Raw genomic sequence first — 18,085 nt, forward strand, 5'->3', positions numbered from 1 at the left:
AAGATTTCATTCGTTTCCATATCTTCCGTTTTTAACACATACAAAATAAAAGCCTCGGAAATATCACATTCCCGAGGCCTTTTCAGTTGTTTGTCTAAATAATTGTTCTATAAAATCTGTGCGGATGATAGGACTCGAACCTACACGCCTCACGGCACCAGATCCTAAGTCTGGCGCGGCTGCCAATTACGCCACATCCGCAGAAGTAATTCTCATTAAGCGATGCAAAGATAAGAAGTTTTCCCGATTTAACAAGCAAAAGAGGGAAGAAAGTTATTTATTCCCTTTAGGTGTCCATTTTCCGCTAAGAAAAGCACGGGCTTTTTCCAAAATAGTATCTATATTGTTAGCTTCATCTGTTTCCAGCATATCGACTTTGATATCCGGTTCTATTCCCCATTCTATCTGTTCCATGTCTACACTGAAGTGCGGACTGGCAGAAAAACGAACGGTCCATCCGTTGGGCAGCTCCGATGTGAAAGGCATGCCGGAACCACCGCCTGTTTTATCTCCCATAATAGTGACGTTGGGTAGATAACGCATTTGGTTTACAAAATCATTCGTTGCGCTGTAAGAACGGCGGTTTGTCAATACTACAACTTTCTTTTGCCAGCGTACTCCGTCATTAGGCTCTAAATAGATAGGATAAGGTTCGGAGAAGTCATTGTGCCCTTTTCCTGTCTTATGACTAATGTATCCGGTCAACACTTTTTCGTTGGTGAAACGGGCGGCGATGCGGGTAGAGTTAGTGACGTTTCCACCTCCATTACTGCGCACGTCAATGATAAGTCCGTTGCATACGGCAAGATAAGAAAGTATCTCGTCCAGATTTCCATTGCCGATAGGTGATGAGAAACTTTCATAACGCATATAACCGATATTATCTTCGAATATCTTGTACTTAATACCGGCGGCAGTACGATAATCAGTGCTGGCTTTTCCCAGATAATAATCTTCTACGATGTCTTCTCGAAAATTACGGGGATAATCTTGATACCATGCGTCATAATAGGAAACGTTGTGTGATGAGGCGAGGTTTACATGCCCGTCTTGTAGTTCGTTCAGCATTTGTCCCAAGACTTCAAATAACCCTTCACTCGTCATATTGTTAGTGATGAGTTTATTGTATTTAGTGTGTATGGCATTCCAGTCAATCTGTTTGTATTCCAGAAAGCAATACTGCTCATCGATAATTTTCCACAAGGCTTCAAAATTTCCTTGCGGCGTATTAATGACATCATCCTCGCGGATACAGCCGCTCCATAGAGGAAGTGCGACAATTAGAAATATTATTTTTTTTAAAGATCCCATCACCTTATCATTCTGCATTTATCACCTTATCATTTCTTTCTCTTATTTCGCAGCAAATACAAATCCTTCACAAATCCCACCATAAATACATGTGAATATGTATGCGTCTTTATATCATTTACCTTAGATTGTTGTGTATCCCAGATATAACCCAGTCGTATCTTGGCACGTCCCACGGGAAAGTCCGCTGTCAGCATCTGTCGCAGTGAAGGCTGGTTGTGCAGTGAAGTAAACTTTACCACACCACTGCTGTTACCCAATGAGAATATTTCATAGTAAGACTGTCCGTAGTGAGGTGAGAACATTACGCCCATCAAAGGCAGGTTTATCTGATAACGGAGTGTCAGCGGATAATTCTTTATCTTTAACTCCCAAATAGCCATACCCGATGCATCGAGATTGATATATGCCCTTGCCGATGCAGGATTATTGGTGTTACGTAGATTGTACACGAAGCCTCCGTTCAAGTCAGCCAGCCCTCCGGCGAGCAACTTGAAATTACTTGTTATGGGAAAATTGTAGTGTAAGCCATAATTCCAGTTTGCCAATGCGGAGAAAGTATTGTTATTGTCCACTTTATTATGCGTATAACCTAAATCAGCCTGGAAAAAACTTTGCAAAGATAATTTGCCGTTTGCCCATTTTGTCATCCGCATGCTCTCGCGAGAGAAACGGAAGTCGATACCCTTGTACTCCTGTGGAGACAGATAGGTGTCGAATACATTCGTAAAACCTACACCGTACATGGTGGCACGAGTTACGAGACGGCTTTGTTCCAAACCTTCCGTTTCTACCGGGAGTTGTGCCTGCACTCTCCCGAAACATAGGAACAGGCAACTTGTTAGTATTACTGATTTAAGTAGTTTCATGCTTGCTGTCATCATTTGAGAACAACTTCATTTGTCCTGTCAATTCATCCAGAATGTCACCTTCACTTTTTCCGTGGTCGGGGTCGAGTATTTCTGGTTCATCTTCCTCTTCTTGCTCTTCATTTTGTAAGGTTTCGGGTTGACGTAAAGGTTCCAGTTCATTGATGGTTTCAATGGTAAAGGTAGTCAGTCGTTTCCCTTTTGCTTTGAACCCTTTCACGGCGATAAATTCATCGGCTTCTATCACCATCGGTTCACGGAAATTATCATGACCGCCAAAAATAACTTCCAAACGTGGATAGTATTCGTCCGTCAGTAAAATAAGCCGGTTGTCTTTATTTTCGCCCAAGTAATTTTGTTTACGATTGCTTGCTTCAAAGCAGAAACGCTTGATGTACGGGTAATTTTGTTGGTCGGCATCATAAAGTACGGCTGTCCATATCTTGTTGACATCATACTTTTCCAAAACACGGATACTGTCTTCGTAGTGATTGTTGAGATCGAAATTCGTTGTGTAGAATTCACCACTGTTCAGCACTACGAGGATACTGTCTTCACTCTGGAATTCACCAAGGTATTCACCGCGTCCATCATAATTGAGCCGCAGGACATCGCGGTCGAACCAAACCTTACGTCCACCCAGGGTTGAGCCGCCGCGTTGTTTCAATGCTATTTTGTGTACCGGTAATTTGGTCAGGATGTTACCCATAGCTTGGCGACCCTTGATACCGATATTGCTGAAGTCTTCTTCAAAGATAATGCGGCGTACACGTGGGTTCGGTTTTAGAGTGACTTTAATGATTTCCGCTTCTCCATTCGGATTGGCTGTGAAATACATGATACGTGAATCGGGTGTACCTTGAGTCACGTCGTATTCACGGTCACGTACCACGGAAGTCACGGCAAAACGCTTGATATAGTGCGTACCTTCTTTACCGTCGCGATAAACCACATTATAGATAGTACGCTTGTCATTTTTCTTGAATACGGCGGCATACAGTATATTCTTACCGACAAACTTTTTATCTGCCACCGGAGTAATGATGTATCGTCCGTCACGGAAGAAAATGATGATATCATCCAGGTCGGAGCAGTTTGCCAAAAACTCGTCTTTCTTTAAACCTGTTCCGATGAAGCCTTCTTCACGGTTGATGTATAGTTTTTCGTTGGCTTCCACCACCTTTGCGGTGTCAATGGTATCGAAGTTACGCAATTCCGTGCGGCGCGGGAAATTTTTGCCATATTTGTCTTTCAGCATCCTGAACCAGTCTACGGTATATTCCACGATGTTTGCCAGATGACGGTCTATCTCCTCAATGTCTGCTTTCATGCGGGCTATCAGTTCTTCCGCTTTGTCGGAGTTGAACCGGAGGATACGGGCCATCTTGATTTCCATCAGTTTAAGGATATCTTCCTTGGTTACTTCGCGGATCAATGTCGGATAATAAGGGGTCAGGCGTTCATCAATATGTTCACAAGCAGCATCCATGTTTTTAGCTTGTTCAAATTCCTTATCTTTGTAGATACGCTCTTCGATGAATATTTTTTCCAATGAAGCGAAGTGCAGGTTCTCCAGAATTTCATTCTTATGGATTTCCAGTTCCTGTCGCAACAATACCAACGTATTATCTACTGATTTCTTCAATACGTCACTGATGGTGAGGAAGTGAGGCTTCTGGTCATCAATAACACAACAGTTGGGTGAGATACTCACTTCGCAATCGGTAAAAGCATATAGGGCATCAATCGTTTTATCCGAAGAAACGCCTGGGGCAAGGTGTACCAGGATCTCTACGTTGCCTGATGTCAGGTCTTCTACCTTTTTAATTTTGATTTTCCCTTTTTCGCTTGCCTTTACAATAGAGTCGCAGACATTGGCCACCGTTTTGCCGTAGGGAATTTCCTTGATGGCGATGGTCTTATTGTCTACCTTCTCTATCTTGGCACGCACGCGTACGGCACCACCACGTTCACCATCATTGTATTTCGAAACGTCGATGTTGCCTCCTGTCTGAAAGTCGGGATAAAGCGTGAACCCTTCTTTGTGTAGATATTTGATGGAGGCATCACAAAGTTCATTGAAATTATGTGGCAATATCTTGGATGAAAGACCTACGGCGATACCTTCTACTCCTTGTACCAGCAATAGCGGAAACTTTACGGGGAGTGTCACCGGTTCTTTATTTCGTCCGTCGTATGAGAGTTTCCATTCTGTGGTCTTTGGATTGAACACCACATCGAGTGCAAACTTGGAAAGCCGTGCTTCTATGTAACGGGGGGCGGCTGCGCTGTCTCCTGTCAGGATATTTCCCCAGTTTCCCTGACAGTCGATGAGCAAATCTTTTTGACCGAGCTGAACCAAAGCATCACCGATAGAAGCGTCTCCGTGCGGGTGAAACTGCATCGTATGTCCTACGATGTTGGCCACCTTGTTGTAACGCCCGTCTTCCAAACGCCTCATGGAGTGTAAAATACGCCTTTGCACAGGCTTCAGCCCATCCATGATGTGAGGTACAGCACGTTCCAGAATAACGTAAGAAGCGTAATCCAGAAACCAATTCTGGTACATTCCGCTCAATTGATGCTTTATACTCACGTCGTTCGTATCCGCAGGTTTATAATCCGAATGTCCTTCATTCCCTTCCGGGAGTTCTTTGTCCAAGTCTTCTTTCGGTGCTTCAAAATCTTCGCTCATATTTCTTTGGGAATTGTCTATTCAATGATAACTGTTGGTTTTACAGTTGCAGGCAAAAATACAAAATTTATCGGGAAAATCAGCAAATCGCTTTAAAAAACAAGGTATATAGCGAGTTAAGCTGTTTTCTTCTCAAAAGATGTGATGATTGGCAAAATATTGAATGAGATAAGTACCCCGTTATAACTTTTACATTAGTGCCACTTAATTGGCACAACTTTGCCATTTCATTGGCACGGCTTTGCCAATTGAGTGGCAAGATCGTGCCAATGGAGTGGCAACAAAACTGTTCTTTATAATCATGCGGATTAACAGGTTGGCTGTTGATTTGCATTGTTAATAACCACTTGTTTAATACGTTGGGTACAATTGCCGGCCATTGCATGTTAATTATGCAAATAAGATAAATTAATACCCCCATTGCCTTATATATAAGATAAATCCCTATCTTTGTGGCGCTTTTTACATGCGAATTGAAATAAAATTAATTTAGATATAACAAGAAATGGCACAAGAAGACGTTTTTAAGAAACTCGTTTCACACTGTAAGGAATATGGATTTGTGTTCCCTTCCAGCGATATCTATGATGGTTTGGGAGCCGTATATGATTACGGCCAGATGGGTGTGGAACTGAAAAACAATATCAAACAATACTGGTGGCAAAGTATGGTGCTGCTACACGAAAATATAGTAGGCATTGATTCAGCTATCTTTATGCATCCCACAATATGGAAAGCAAGCGGACACGTGGATGCGTTCAATGATCCATTGATTGATAATCGTGATTCCAAAAAACGTTATCGTGCCGATGTGTTGATTGAAGACCAGCTCGCTAAGTATGATGATAAAATAAACAAGGAAGTTGCTAAAGCTGCCAAGCGTTTTGGAGATGCTTTCGATGAAGCGCAGTTCCGTAGCACGAATGGTCGTGTATTAGAACATCAGGCCAAGCGTGATGCACTGCACGAACGTTTTGCAAAAGCGTTGAATGATAATGATCTTGACGAACTTCGCCAGATTATTCTGGATGAAGAGATTGTTTGTCCTATCAGTGGTACAAAGAACTGGACGGAAGTTCGTCAGTTCAACCTGATGTTTTCTACTGAAATGGGTTCTACATCAGATGGCTCTATGAAGGTTTATCTTCGTCCGGAGACAGCCCAGGGCATATTTGTGAATTATCTGAATGTGCAGAAGACAGGGCGTATGAAAATCCCTTTCGGTATTGCGCAAATTGGTAAGGCTTTCCGTAATGAAATTGTGGCTCGTCAGTTCATTTTCCGTATGCGTGAGTTTGAACAGATGGAAATGCAGTTTTTCGTAAAACCGGGAACAGAACTTGATTGGTTCAAGAAGTGGAAAGAAATCCGCTTGAAGTGGCATAAAGCTTTGGGATTCGGTGATGATCATTATCGTTATCACGATCATGACAAGTTGGCTCATTATGCAAATGCCGCTACTGATATTGAGTTTCTGATGCCTTTCGGATTTAAGGAAGTGGAAGGTATCCATAGTCGTACGAATTTCGACTTGTCTCAACATGAGAAGTTCTCCGGTAAGAACATTAAGTACTTTGATCCGGAAACTAACGAAAGTTATACTCCGTATGTCATCGAGACTTCTATCGGTGTAGACCGTATGTTCCTTAGTATCATGTCTGCTTCTTATTGCGAAGAACAGCTGGAAAATGGTGAAACGCGTGTTGTCTTGAGATTACCTGCAGCCTTGGCTCCAGTGAAACTGGCTGTTATGCCATTGGTAAAGAAAGACGGTCTGCCTGAAAAGGCACGTGAAATCATTGATGATCTGAAATTCCATTTTCACTGTCAGTATGATGAGAAAGATAGTATTGGTAAACGCTATCGTCGTCAGGATGCTATCGGTACTCCGTACTGCGTGACTGTGGATCATCAAACTTTGGAAGATAACTGCGTGACGTTGCGCAATCGTGATACCATGAAGCAAGAACGTGTGGCTATCTCCGAATTGAATAATATCATTGCAGATCGTGTCAACATTACCTCCTTGTTGAAAACGCTGCAATAAGAATTATGAATTGCGAATTACAAATTACGGGGCTGTGTAAAGAATGCCGCTTAGTGTTTGTAATTCGTAAATTGTAGTTCCGTAATTCATAATTTGTAATTTGTAATTAATGAAGATGAAGAGACCATTCCTTTTATTTTTGCCGTTCCTGCTGTTTGTTGCAGGTGCATTTGTTGCCTGTGAAGAAGTGGAAGAAACAGGAAAGTATGATAACTGGCAACCACGTAACGAGGCTTTTATAGACTCTATAAAAGCAGAAACGGGTGATAATATTTTAGCGCCTACGGTAGATGCGGCTAATGACATGAAGATTGGTAAGCTGTATGCTATTCCGGTTAGTAGCAGTAGTTATCCTTCCCAATACATATATTGTAAAAAACTTGTTGAGAACAAAGACGGGGAACGTCCTAATTTTTCAGGATATCACTCTACTGTGAGTGCTTATTATTACGGAACATTGATAACGGGTGATGAATTTGATGGTAATTTTGATGGTTATGGTTCCTTTGATCGAAATATCCCTGTGCTTTCATTGCCGGAAAATGGTGAATGGCCGAAAGAGGGGAAATGGCCGACAGTTTTTGACTCTCCTTCTACTTTTACAGTAACCGGTGTTATTATAGGTTGGACATGGGCTTTGCAGTATATGCGTACAGGAGAACGTTGGATGTTATACATTCCATGGCAAAGTGCTTATGGCTCCAGTGGAAATTCATCCGGAACAATTCCCGGTTACTCAACGTTGACATTTGATATTATATTGAACAGTATTGTTGAATAAATAGTCATTTAGTACTTATAGAAAAGGGTGGCAAAGAAAATATTCTTTAATTTGCTGCCCTTTTTATATTTAGAAAAAGATTATCTTCGTTTGATAAATAAAAAACCTTTTTAACAATGAAATCTATTAACCGACTGTTATTAATTGTATGCCTATTCTTGGGTATCATTTCCAAGGCATATGCTGCGGTAAATCCGAAACCTTTTGTGATCCCTGAACTTCAAGAATGGAAAGGAGAGGAGGGGGTATTTACTCCTTCGTCTCATAGCCGTATTGTATATTCACCTAAAAATCCCGATTTAAAGCGGATAGCTGATGCCTTTGCCGAAGATTATAATGAAATGTTTGGAGTAAAACCGGAAGTGGTTGCCGGAAAAGGAAAAACCGGTGATTTCATACTTACCCTTCGTGCGGATAAAAAGTTAGGTAAAGAAGGCTATATGGTGAAAGTTACCGACCGTGTATCTGTCTCTGCTCCCGAAACCGTTGGGGTATACTGGGCTACCCGTACTTTGTTGCAAATAAGTGAGCAGTCTGTCCAACATTGTTTGCCAAAAGGGACTGTCCGTGATTTTCCGGAATATGCAGTCCGTGGTTTTATGCTCGATTGCGGGCGTAAATTTATCCCTATGGCTTTCTTGCGGGATTATGTAAAGATTATGGCTTATTACAAAATGAATACTTTCCAAATTCATCTTAATGATAACGGTTTCAAGCAGTTCTTTGAACATGACTGGTCAAAAACTTATGCCGCTTTTCGATTGGAATCGGATACTTATCCCGGATTGGTTGCTCGTGACGGATATTATACCAAAAAGGAATTTATCAATCTTCAAATATTGGCCGAAGATAATTTCGTGGAGATTATTCCGGAAATAGATGCTCCCGCGCATACTTTGGCATTTACCCATTATCGTCCGGAGATAGGTAGCAAAGAGTATGGTATGGATCATCTGGACCTATCGAATCCTGAGACTTATACCTTTATGGATGGGCTGTTTCGTGAATATCTGGAAGGTAATTCTCCCGTATTCCGTGGAAAACGTGTACACATTGGTACAGATGAGTACTCTAATGCAAAGAAGGATGTGGTAGAGAAATTTCGTGCTTTTACCGACCGTTATATACGTTATGTAGAGAGTTTTGGCAAGCAAGTTTGTGTATGGGGAGCTTTGACACATGCTAAAGGCGATACTCCCGTAAAGTCGGAAAATGTGATAATGAATGCATGGTATAACGGTTATGCCGATCCGGAAGAAATGATTAAGCAAGGATATAGACTTATCAGTATTCCTGATGGCATGCTTTATATTGTACCTGCAGCAGGTTATTATTATGATTATTTGAATATAGAGAAACTTTATAATGAGTGGACTCCTGCACATATAGGAAAGGTCGTTTTTGAGGAGAACCATCCGTCTATCCTTGGTGGAATGTTTGCTTTATGGAACGATCATGTGGGTAACGGGATATCAGTTAAGGATATTCATCATCGTGCATTTCCGGCTATACAGACATTGGCTGTAAAAATGTGGGACGGAAAGAAAACCACATTGCCTTTTACTGTATTTAATCAGGAAAGGAATGTGTTGAGCGAAGCACCGGGCATCAATCTGTCTGGCCGTATAAAACAAACTTATGAACAAGGCATTGTATTGCCGGATAGCAAATTACCTTTGCGTGAAGTTGGTTATAATTATCTGGTATCTTTTGATGTGGAAGGAGCGGATGAAGCTAAAGGAACTGAATTGTTTCGTTCGCCTGATGCCGTATTTTATCTTTCGGATCCGGTGAAAGGATTATTGGGATTTGTCAGGGATGGTTATCTGAATACGTTTAATTACCGTGTCTTACCGGGCGAGAAGGTGAATATTGGTATCAGTGGAGATAATCGTGTGACACGGTTGTTGGTAAATGGAAAGGTAGTAGAAGAACTCAATGTTCAGAAACTTTTTTTTAATGGAGGAAAGGATTCGATGAGGTATGTCCGCACTTTGGTGTTTCCATTGGAGAAGACCGGGAAATTTAAAAGTAGGATAACGAATTTAAAAGTTATTCCAATACCTGCACAATAAGGAATGCTGGTATATAATTGCATATTTGATGTTATAAATAATTTGTGGGAAGAAATGTAATCGCATTTCTTCCCTTATTTTGTCCGGTAGGCATCCACCGCTTTTTTGACGGAGCCATGCATCGTCAGTAGCGTTTTGGCCTTTTCATAATCAAGACCTAATTCTTCTACAAGTATACGGGTACCACGGTCTATCAGTTTTTTGTTGCTGAGTTGCATGTTTACCATTTTGTTGCCTTTTACACGTCCCAGCTGTATCATTACAGAGGTTGTAATCATATTCAAAATCATCTTCTGACCAGTTCCGGATTTCATGCGGGAGCTTCCAGTCACGTATTCCGGACCTACAATCATTTCGATAGGTATATCAGCCGCTGCAGCCATCGGTGAGCCGGGATTACTGGTGATACACCCCGTCAAGATGCCATGTGCACGTGCCTCACGCATGGCACCGATAACATACGGAGTAGTACCGGAAGCAGCAATACCGATGACTATATCTTTGTTGGTGATATTTCGTTCCACTAATTCTTCCCAACCACGATGAATGTCATCTTCTGCGTTTTCTACCGGGTTGCGTAGGGCTGTGTCTCCACCGGCAATCAGACCGATAACTAATGTGGAAGGCATTCCGAACGTGGGAGGTATTTCAGAAGCGTCAAGTACACCGAGGCGTCCACTGGTACCTGCACCCATATAGAAGATACGTCCGCCCTGCTTCATGCGTGGGATGATTTGAAGTACTAATTTCTCTATTTGAGGAATTGCTTTCTGTACAGCAAGTGCTACTTTCTGATCTTCCGTATTGATATCTTCCAGAATTTCACGGACTGATTTCTTCTCCAGGTCATTGTAAAGTGAAGGTTGCTCTGAGATTTTTAGGAATGTCATGGATATGATGAGATTTATGATGAATAGTTTATGGCTGGCGAAATATGACTGTGGTACTGAATTAACCCTTCCATTGGACTCTTGAGGATAGTGCCCACCCGAATGCTCATTTCCTGTGTAGCTTCTACCAAAATCTCTTGATAATAGAAAGCTATGGAACCGATGAAGTGTATTTTATATTCCCGGTAATTCTCATATTGCATGACGTTACGTTGAAGAAATGCTTTAAAACTGTTCAGCACCAATGAGTGAATACATGGTTCATGCAGATTTTGTGCCAGAAATGGGGAGAGACTGGCAAGAAAACGATTAGGAAATGGTTTGCGATACACGCGATCAATGATATCAGCGGGAGTCAAGTTGAACTGTTGAAGGAACTTCTCTTTAATCTCAGGGCTTGTCTGGTTTTTTAGAATATCGCCTACCAGTAGTTTACCCAATACGGCACCACTACCTTCGTCACCAAGAATAAATCCTAATGGAGATACATTGGCTACAATCTCTTTTCCGTTATAGTAACAAGAATTGGATCCTGTACCCATGATGCAGGCAATACCTGCCGAATGTCCGCAGAGTCCTCGTGCGGCTGCCAACATGTCGGTACTGACTTCTACTTCCTCTTTTACATTGAGGTGGCGGGTAATGGCGCGGTACATCATGTCTATTTTATCTGGGAAACCGCATCCCGCGCCATAAAAGTATACAGCATCTAGTTCATTGTTTTGTAACTGTGGCAACAGTGCCGTTGTAATTTCATTGCTGATTTCTTCTTCTGACTGGAAAAAGGGATTTGTACCTTTCGTGAAAATTTGCTGGAGGAGCTGTCCATCTTCCACAACACACCAGTCGGTTTTTGTAGAGCCACTGTCTGCTATGAGTATCATATATTTAATGTTTAATGATTATAACTTGATATATATCTTCCGTTTGTAAAGTTGGTAACCGATACACCAATTAATTCCGACAAATAGTAATGCGTATACCAGTGAACCACTAGTTCCACCGAATATAGGCATCAGGATTAGTTTATATAGAAATCCGTGTATACTGATATTACCACCTTCCCACGGGAAACTGATACTACCGAAGAGTATGGCGAGTATACTTCCTAAAACGTACATAAACAACGGATTTATGCCGAATGCTTCAAAGAATATACTCCATTTCTTATAACCTTTCACATCGATAATCCAGATAAGTAGTACAAGGAAACTCGAAGCCAGTCCATAAGTAGTAAGTACAAATGTGGGAGACCATATCTTTTTGTTGATTGGGCAACCATAGCTCAGCAGGAGACCTGCGAATGTAAGGGTAGTACCAATCAGGAATAATTTAATCAGATGTGAATTGAGCATATCGGTACGATCTTTGTTGATTTTCTTGCTTTCCAACATCAAACGTCCTATACAGAAACCTAAAAGAACATGGGCAATGGCGGGTATTGTACTTAGTACACCTTCCGGATCAAGAACATTGGGGTTATACATGTGTGCGGGAGTAAGGATGGCGCGGTCCGCTATGAAAAGAATGTTAGTCTCATTATAGGCGAAGCCGTTGCCACAAAACAACAGGATAAAATAACCTGCCAACAGGATTGCGATGAGGTAAGGGATATATCGATGGTTTATGATAAGTACAATGATGGCAGTAACACCGTAGCAGATACCAAGACGTTGCATGACACCAAGAATACGAATGTGGTCGAATGTCCAGATTGCATTCCAAAGTTTTTCACTGGAACCGAGATTATCGGGGGCAGAACCCCAATAATAACAGAACTGCGAAAACCAACCTATAGCCATACCTATAAGAAAGATGAGGATAGTCCGTTTCAGAATTTTCCATATAGTGGAGTAGCTGATTTCAAAGTTATACTTCTTTAAAGATATATAGGTCGAAATTCCCATGATAAACATAAAAAAAGGAAAAACCAGGTCGGTGGGAGTCAGACCGTTCCATTCGGCATGGCGTAAGGGAGCGTAGATGTGTGACCATGTTCCCGGATTATTCACCAGGATCATACCAGCAATGGTGATACCACGAAGGATGTCGAGGGCAAGAATACGTTTGTTTATCTTGGAATTATTCATTGGAGTTATAGGTTATGAGTTTTTTGATAGTGAAGATGTTGCTTTTCCGTATTCCGGATCAATCTTTTTATCAATAAGATAAGTGACTGCCAATGTTGCCAGGCAGCAAGCCATCACCATCCAGAAGAAGTTGACATAGCCGATGGCCTCCTCTATATATCCGGCTATAAATCCGGGCAACATCATGCTCAGTGCCATGAAAGCGGTACAGATAGCATAGTGCGAGGTCTTGAATTCTCCTTCTGAGAAGTACATCATATAAAGCATATAGGCTGTAAACCCGAAACCATAACCAAACTGCTCGATAGAAACAGCAATACTTATCAACGTGATATTTTCAGGTTGAACGATGGCTAAATAAACGAATGTGAGACAGGGTAATGTCATACAGGTAGCCATGAGCCATAATGAGTGTTTTAACCCTCGGCGTGAAGCATAAACTCCTCCTGCAATACCTCCGGCAAGTAAGGCGATGGTACCAATGGTACCATATACGATACCAACTACATCTGTGTCCAGTCCCAAACCACCACTTTCAATGGAATGTACCAGAAAAGGCTGACACATTTTGATAAGGAAACCTTCGGGTAGGCGATATAGCAACATGAAAGTTATGGCAAGCAATACATCAGGCTTTTTGACGAAAGTAATGAACGAATTGGCTAGTTCTGTTATCTTTGACTCTTGAGTTGGACGGGCATTATCAACCGGCACATTATCGGCTGTACGTGTTTTGTCTTCCTTTGAACGTGGCAGGGCAAAAGTATGGTAGAGGGTTACAAGACAGAATACAACAGCTGCACAACCTAACGTCACTTGCCAGGAGAAAGGAATGTCACCGGTACTTTTTTCCAATATGCCTGCAATGAATACCAGTATACCTTGCCCGAATACGGAGGCTACTCGATAGAATGTACTTCGTATGCCTATGAAAGCAGCTTGACTACTGGGACTGTGAACCAACATGTAAAAACCGTCGGCTGCTATGTCGTGTGTGGCAGAAGCGAATGCTGTGATAATAAATAATATCAGTGTAAAGGTGAACATACTTATCGGCGTGTGACCTGAGGTTATCGTCTCTTGTGTGGGATGGGGCAGGCTGATGGTCAGTAGTATCATGAGGAGTGTCATTACAGCTTGCATAGTGAGAATCCACCAACGTTTGGTCTTTATTATATCTACAATGGGACTCCATATTCCTTTCAAGAACCATGGAAAGTAAAGTAATGTAGTAAAAAATGACATATCACCATTGGCTACTCCCATCCTGGTGAACATCATCACTGAAATAGTGTTAACCACAAAGTACGGAATTCCTTCTGCAAAGTACAGTGTAGGTACCCACCACCAAGGGCTTTTTCCTTTGATATCGTAATTTTTTCCTTTTATACTGTTCATGATATTAGTTGTCTATCTATTATGTTATTCATATAGTTTGTCAATACTTGCTCCAGTATAATAATGTAGAAGAATAGTATCGTACTTAAATCCTTTTTCTCCCATTACTGCTGCACCTATCTGGCAAAGTCCGACACCATGTCCCCATCCCGCTCCGGTAAGGATAAATCGTCCGGGGATACCTTCGGAAGATATTTCTTCTTTGTCTATCACGAAGGCAGAGCTATATAGATGCGATGAGGAGAGTGTCCGCCGGATTTCCAATTCTTTTCCAATGGTAAGAATTTTCTTGGTACCTACTATCTTCAATTTCCAGAGACGTCCCGAGGTACCACGAGCTATGGGAATAAGATCAATGATTTGCCCATAATCGATGCCGGAACGTTTCAGAATAAGAGTTGAAAGTTCATCTTGTGTATATTCTACCTTCCAACGGTAGAAATCTGTAGTTTCTTGGTCGTAGTTATTGAGGACTTGGGATAAGATTTTTTTGTCTGTTGTGTTACAGAAAGCTTCCGGTGAGGTACGTATCCAGTGTTCGGCTTCAGTTTCTTGAGTCAGGTCAATCCTCAAATCTTCATTTCCTATTCTCCATTCTTCATTTTTCACTCTGTAATCTCTTTGCTTCACAAGATAGGGATATTTCAGGTCTTCCCAGCAATACTGGAATTCCTCAAAAATACCACCACAACATTTGGAGAAACGGGCATCACAAATCTTACCTTCGTAAGTCAGTACCTGTCCGCGAGTGGCGGCAATAGCTTGTTTCACAATTCCGGTGGAAGCGCGGGTTATACCTTGATAACGTTGGCAATGGTCGTCTGCACAAACATCAAATCGGGTATGCTCCTCACGGTCGTACCATTTTAATTGACAATTGGCGGTTAATAGTTGATGGTTGGTCGCACTGTGTTTCATTGTATGGTGTGGGAAGGCTTTGAAGTGAGGCGCTAATTGCGGATAACGCATTGTGAGTTCCTTCAGATTGGCCAATAACCAACTACGGGAAATCACGGCATGAGCCTTCAGTAACTCCAATGATGCCGTTGCACTCATTTCACTGGAAATGACACTGATCAAGTAGTCTTCTATGTTAATTATGTTGATACCCGTCAGTTTGCCATCGTCAACAATAATTTTTAAAGCCCCTTGGAAACGTTGGTTCTCTTTACGTTCCCAGTGGAAGTTGATACCGATGGTGACATTCCATAATTCGAAAGCATCGGTAAATTCGTGCTGCGGTTCGAACAACAGTTCATCATATCGGTGTCCGTTCCAAAGAATTCTTCCTTTATCATATTTTACAACATGTTTGCCACTGACTTCTATACCGTTGATGTGATATGTAGATAGTAGAACGAATTCTATCTGGGAGGCGAATAATATTCCAACCTGTACTTTAGGCTCTTCCATAATCTTTTATATATGTTTGTTGCTAATCTGCTGCCAGATACTTATATTTGTTCTTTAATGTATTGTCTCACCTTTTGAAAATCTGTTGCCGAAAGACATACTTCACTTAATATCTGTGCTATATCTTCTGCTGTTATTTTTAGAAAATCTTTCTCTATAGGGGTGATGAATACCCCCCCCAGATCTACAGATGCGGGACTACTCAACAAATTTGCTTCTCCTTTGGCTGTATAGCAGGAAGGACGATGTTTAGCACGTGGAAAGACGAATACAATCCATTTCCCTTCCTGTCCGGGAATCGTAGACTGCCGGAAAACTTCATACATGGCAAGTATGTTCATCATGGGTTCTTCTTCGGCTTTTAAATCTAATGAACGGTAGATGAGGTTGAATAATTTCATTGTGTCTTCTTTATCAAGAGATTCAATGACAAGCGTTGTGCGGGGGAAATCGTTCAAATACCAAAGTGTTGCTTTGCCATAATCTACGACTTTCCTTGCCACTTGCTTCCGCCAATCCTGTTCAATAGGCATAAATCCTTTATTGCCTGCCTGGAAATGGGCGTGGTCGGGAGCGGAGGCACCACATCGGGGACCATTGTAGAAGATGGTATAATCTGTCAATTGCTTTGCCAGTTCTAGCATATCACTAAAGCGAGGTGCAATGCGCTGATCTAAATGTGTTATTTCCGGTATCGTCAGGTGACGGGGGAATATAGGGAAGGGATTTACCAATATATTATAATGTCCCTCGAACGGAATACCTTTCTGCATCGGTGGCAAGTTGGCAGGACAGAGGAAACATTTACGTTCTTGGATGGACTTTGTATCTACTTTAGCTCCTGAAGATACGATGCGAGCAGGGTTGAACTGTACTTTATAAAGGATACCGTGCACATTCAATTCTTTCACCCGTATATCCGAAAGGGCAGCGTAGTTGTTACGTGCCAGTTCCCAAGCGGTGAGTTGATTGGTCAGGAGAGTATCTATCGTTTGATTCATGTGTTTATCTGGAATTTGACGGTTTACGATATAAAATTGAGGTCACTACTTCCTGTTCAATGTAATACGGGCTTGTAGTTCCCAGGTACGGATACGGTCTTTGTATAAGTTGTGTTCGTTCATTTTCGTGATATCCAATGAAGCATCCGAATTGTCATCCCAACGGCGGCAAAGATAAACTACATCATATACCCGGCCTATTTGATATTGACGGGAGAAGTTTAGTCCCAAGGCATAATCTTCACCATAACTGGTATTGGGTACTTTCAATTCGCGTAGAATTGGGGTATAGAAAGCACGCGGTGCACCCAGTCCGTTGATACGTAGGGCATTATTGCGTCCATTATCAGGAGTCCATTCTTTGTGATCGATGATACCTGGAGCAATTTCCTGCATTTGGAAGTTGGTCATCATATAGCTACCTATCACCATAGCACAATTCTGTTCATAGAAAGCACGTATCATTATAGACAAAGTATTTTCGTTGGCATAAACATCATCACTATCCAGTTGAATAGCAAATTTCCCGCATTTGGGATGAGTAATTCCCATATTCCAACAACCACCGATACCGAGATCATTACGGTTGGGAATAATATGTATCACTCTTTCATCATGTCCGAATTCGTCAATAGCTTCGGTGGTACCGTCTGTTGAGTGATTGTCTATGATAATCAGATTGAACTTGAAATCTGTTTTTTGTCTCAATACGGATTTGATGGCATCGCGAATAGTACGGATACGGTTACGGACAGGGATGATGACTGATGCCTCGTATTCAAAGTTACAAGCAGAGAACTCTATCTTCTTGAATTCCGGTTTCAGGTAACCGTTAATCTCTTTTAAGTGTTCGGTGCAGGCCTGTTCCATTTCAATTTGACGATCCCGGTTTTTAGGATCGACGTAATCGAATATCTTCTCACCACTTTTGCGGGTATCGTTTTCCACTTCGCTGTACAGAAATTCGTTGATGTGTACTAAATCTGCTTTTTGGCTTAGTTTTAACCGTAAATCATAGAGTCCGGCGAAGTCATACTCTGATTTCATGCGACCAGCAGCTTCTTTCAGCTTTGCGGTGTTGAACAATAGTACGGAGCCAAAGTCGAAATCGTCTCTCAATGAACCGAACTGATAATCAATGACTGGAGCATGAACCTGTTTACCGTTTGTTATTTGGTAATGATCAGCATAAATCATTCCTGCGCCTGTATCTTCTGCAATATGCAACATCCGTTCTAGGGAAAACATGCCCATCTCAAGTGTTGTCTCTTTGGTATAGAGCAACGTATATTCACTTTCTGTTTCATGTGCCATCACTTCCATTGCAAGACTGCTAAAAGGATATTCTATCCAGATACGTTGGCAGCCGGGTAATGTTTCCAGCTTATCGTTGGTGGTTACTAAATAAATCTCCTTTACAAGTCCCGTAACTTGTAAGTTTTCTATTGTTTTTTCTACTTGTTCTTTTCCTGAATAAGGAATGAAGCAACTGATTTTTTTCATATCTAATTAATA

General features: G+C 41.6%; 13 protein-coding genes and 1 tRNA gene. 3 read left to right on the top strand and 11 right to left on the bottom strand.

Annotation, left to right across the window (positions count from 1 at the left end):
• Positions 1–119: 119 nt before the first annotated feature.
• The 4 genes from C1A09_RS03160 to C1A09_RS03175 all read right to left on the bottom strand — a co-directional run bounded on the left by C1A09_RS03160 (position 120) and on the right by C1A09_RS03175 (position 4,875).
• Positions 120–201, bottom strand: a tRNA-Leu gene (locus C1A09_RS03160).
• A 72-nt stretch (positions 202–273) separates the two neighbouring features.
• Positions 274–1,329, bottom strand: coding sequence for a S41 family peptidase (locus C1A09_RS03165; RefSeq protein WP_101542258.1), 1,056 nt, complete (start codon positions 1,327–1,329; stop codon positions 274–276).
• A gap of 11 nt (positions 1,330–1,340) precedes the next feature.
• Complete coding sequence (locus C1A09_RS03170) at positions 1,341–2,180, bottom strand: DUF3316 domain-containing protein (protein WP_101542259.1); 840 nt, start codon at positions 2,178–2,180, stop codon at positions 1,341–1,343.
• Positions 2,167–4,875 carry a DNA gyrase/topoisomerase IV subunit A gene (locus C1A09_RS03175; RefSeq protein ID WP_101542260.1) on the bottom strand — a complete coding sequence of 903 codons (2,709 nt, stop codon included), beginning with the start codon at positions 4,873–4,875 and terminating at the stop codon, positions 2,167–2,169. The genes C1A09_RS03170 and C1A09_RS03175 overlap by 14 nt, the downstream gene beginning before the upstream one ends.
• Before the next feature lie 505 nt (positions 4,876–5,380).
• Between C1A09_RS03175 and C1A09_RS03180 the strand changes: the two genes are divergently transcribed.
• The 3 genes from C1A09_RS03180 (at position 5,381) to C1A09_RS03190 (ending at position 9,778) form a co-directional block, all read left to right on the top strand.
• The gene (locus tag C1A09_RS03180; protein ID WP_101542261.1) at positions 5,381–6,922 is read left to right on the top strand and encodes a glycine--tRNA ligase; all 1,542 of its coding nucleotides are present in this window, start codon (positions 5,381–5,383) and stop codon (positions 6,920–6,922) included.
• 115 nt (positions 6,923–7,037) lie between these two features.
• Positions 7,038–7,703: a BamJ family beta-barrel-assembly machinery protein gene (gene bamJ / locus C1A09_RS03185; RefSeq protein ID WP_101542450.1), complete on the top strand. Its 666-nt coding sequence runs from the start codon at positions 7,038–7,040 to the stop codon at positions 7,701–7,703.
• 116 nt (positions 7,704–7,819) lie between these two features.
• Positions 7,820–9,778: a beta-N-acetylhexosaminidase gene (locus C1A09_RS03190; RefSeq protein ID WP_101542262.1), complete on the top strand. Its 1,959-nt coding sequence runs from the start codon at positions 7,820–7,822 to the stop codon at positions 9,776–9,778.
• Between the two features lie 74 nt (positions 9,779–9,852).
• Here C1A09_RS03190 and murQ read toward each other — a convergent pair whose 3' ends face one another.
• From murQ to C1A09_RS03225, 7 genes are read right to left on the bottom strand one after another with little or no spacing between them, the layout of a single operon-like run.
• The gene (gene murQ / locus C1A09_RS03195) at positions 9,853–10,668 is read right to left on the bottom strand and encodes an N-acetylmuramic acid 6-phosphate etherase (RefSeq protein ID WP_101542263.1); all 816 of its coding nucleotides are present in this window, start codon (positions 10,666–10,668) and stop codon (positions 9,853–9,855) included.
• 14 nt (positions 10,669–10,682) lie between these two features.
• Entirely contained in the window at positions 10,683–11,552 is an 870-nt protein-coding gene (locus tag C1A09_RS03200; RefSeq protein WP_101542264.1) for a BadF/BadG/BcrA/BcrD ATPase family protein, read from the bottom strand.
• Between the two features lie 18 nt (positions 11,553–11,570).
• Positions 11,571–12,758 carry an acyltransferase family protein gene (locus tag C1A09_RS03205; RefSeq protein ID WP_101542265.1) on the bottom strand — a complete coding sequence of 396 codons (1,188 nt, stop codon included), beginning with the start codon at positions 12,756–12,758 and terminating at the stop codon, positions 11,571–11,573.
• 12 nt (positions 12,759–12,770) lie between these two features.
• Positions 12,771–14,156: an MFS transporter gene (locus tag C1A09_RS03210; protein WP_101542266.1), complete on the bottom strand. Its 1,386-nt coding sequence runs from the start codon at positions 14,154–14,156 to the stop codon at positions 12,771–12,773.
• Between the two features lie 24 nt (positions 14,157–14,180).
• Positions 14,181–15,569: a SpoIID/LytB domain-containing protein gene (locus tag C1A09_RS03215; RefSeq protein ID WP_101542267.1), complete on the bottom strand. Its 1,389-nt coding sequence runs from the start codon at positions 15,567–15,569 to the stop codon at positions 14,181–14,183.
• Between the two features lie 41 nt (positions 15,570–15,610).
• Complete coding sequence (locus tag C1A09_RS03220; protein WP_101542268.1) at positions 15,611–16,570, bottom strand: DUF4922 domain-containing protein; 960 nt, start codon at positions 16,568–16,570, stop codon at positions 15,611–15,613.
• A 45-nt stretch (positions 16,571–16,615) separates the two neighbouring features.
• Entirely contained in the window at positions 16,616–18,073 is a 1,458-nt protein-coding gene (locus C1A09_RS03225; RefSeq protein WP_101542269.1) for a glycosyltransferase family 2 protein, read from the bottom strand.
• Between the last annotated feature and the right edge of the window lie 12 nt (positions 18,074–18,085).

The sequence above is a fragment of the Bacteroides cutis genome (genome assembly GCF_900241005.1).
Taxonomy (GTDB): Bacteria; Bacteroidota; Bacteroidia; order Bacteroidales; family Bacteroidaceae; genus Bacteroides; species Bacteroides cutis.

Coding starts and splice junctions, on each gene's coding strand:
- C1A09_RS03165 (WP_101542258.1), bottom strand. CDS start 1,329: ATGCAGAATGATAAGGTGATGGGATCTTTAAAAAAAATAATATTTCTA.
- C1A09_RS03170 (WP_101542259.1), bottom strand. CDS start 2,180: ATGAAACTACTTAAATCAGTAATACTAACAAGTTGCCTGTTCCTATGT.
- C1A09_RS03175 (WP_101542260.1), bottom strand. CDS start 4,875: ATGAGCGAAGATTTTGAAGCACCGAAAGAAGACTTGGACAAAGAACTC.
- C1A09_RS03180 (WP_101542261.1), top strand. CDS start 5,381: ATGGCACAAGAAGACGTTTTTAAGAAACTCGTTTCACACTGTAAGGAA.
- bamJ (WP_101542450.1), top strand. CDS start 7,038: ATGAAGAGACCATTCCTTTTATTTTTGCCGTTCCTGCTGTTTGTTGCA.
- C1A09_RS03190 (WP_101542262.1), top strand. CDS start 7,820: ATGAAATCTATTAACCGACTGTTATTAATTGTATGCCTATTCTTGGGT.
- murQ (WP_101542263.1), bottom strand. CDS start 10,668: ATGACATTCCTAAAAATCTCAGAGCAACCTTCACTTTACAATGACCTG.
- C1A09_RS03200 (WP_101542264.1), bottom strand. CDS start 11,552: ATGATACTCATAGCAGACAGTGGCTCTACAAAAACCGACTGGTGTGTT.
- C1A09_RS03205 (WP_101542265.1), bottom strand. CDS start 12,758: ATGAATAATTCCAAGATAAACAAACGTATTCTTGCCCTCGACATCCTT.
- C1A09_RS03210 (WP_101542266.1), bottom strand. CDS start 14,156: ATGAACAGTATAAAAGGAAAAAATTACGATATCAAAGGAAAAAGCCCT.
- C1A09_RS03215 (WP_101542267.1), bottom strand. CDS start 15,569: ATGGAAGAGCCTAAAGTACAGGTTGGAATATTATTCGCCTCCCAGATA.
- C1A09_RS03220 (WP_101542268.1), bottom strand. CDS start 16,570: ATGAATCAAACGATAGATACTCTCCTGACCAATCAACTCACCGCTTGG.
- C1A09_RS03225 (WP_101542269.1), bottom strand. CDS start 18,073: ATGAAAAAAATCAGTTGCTTCATTCCTTATTCAGGAAAAGAACAAGTA.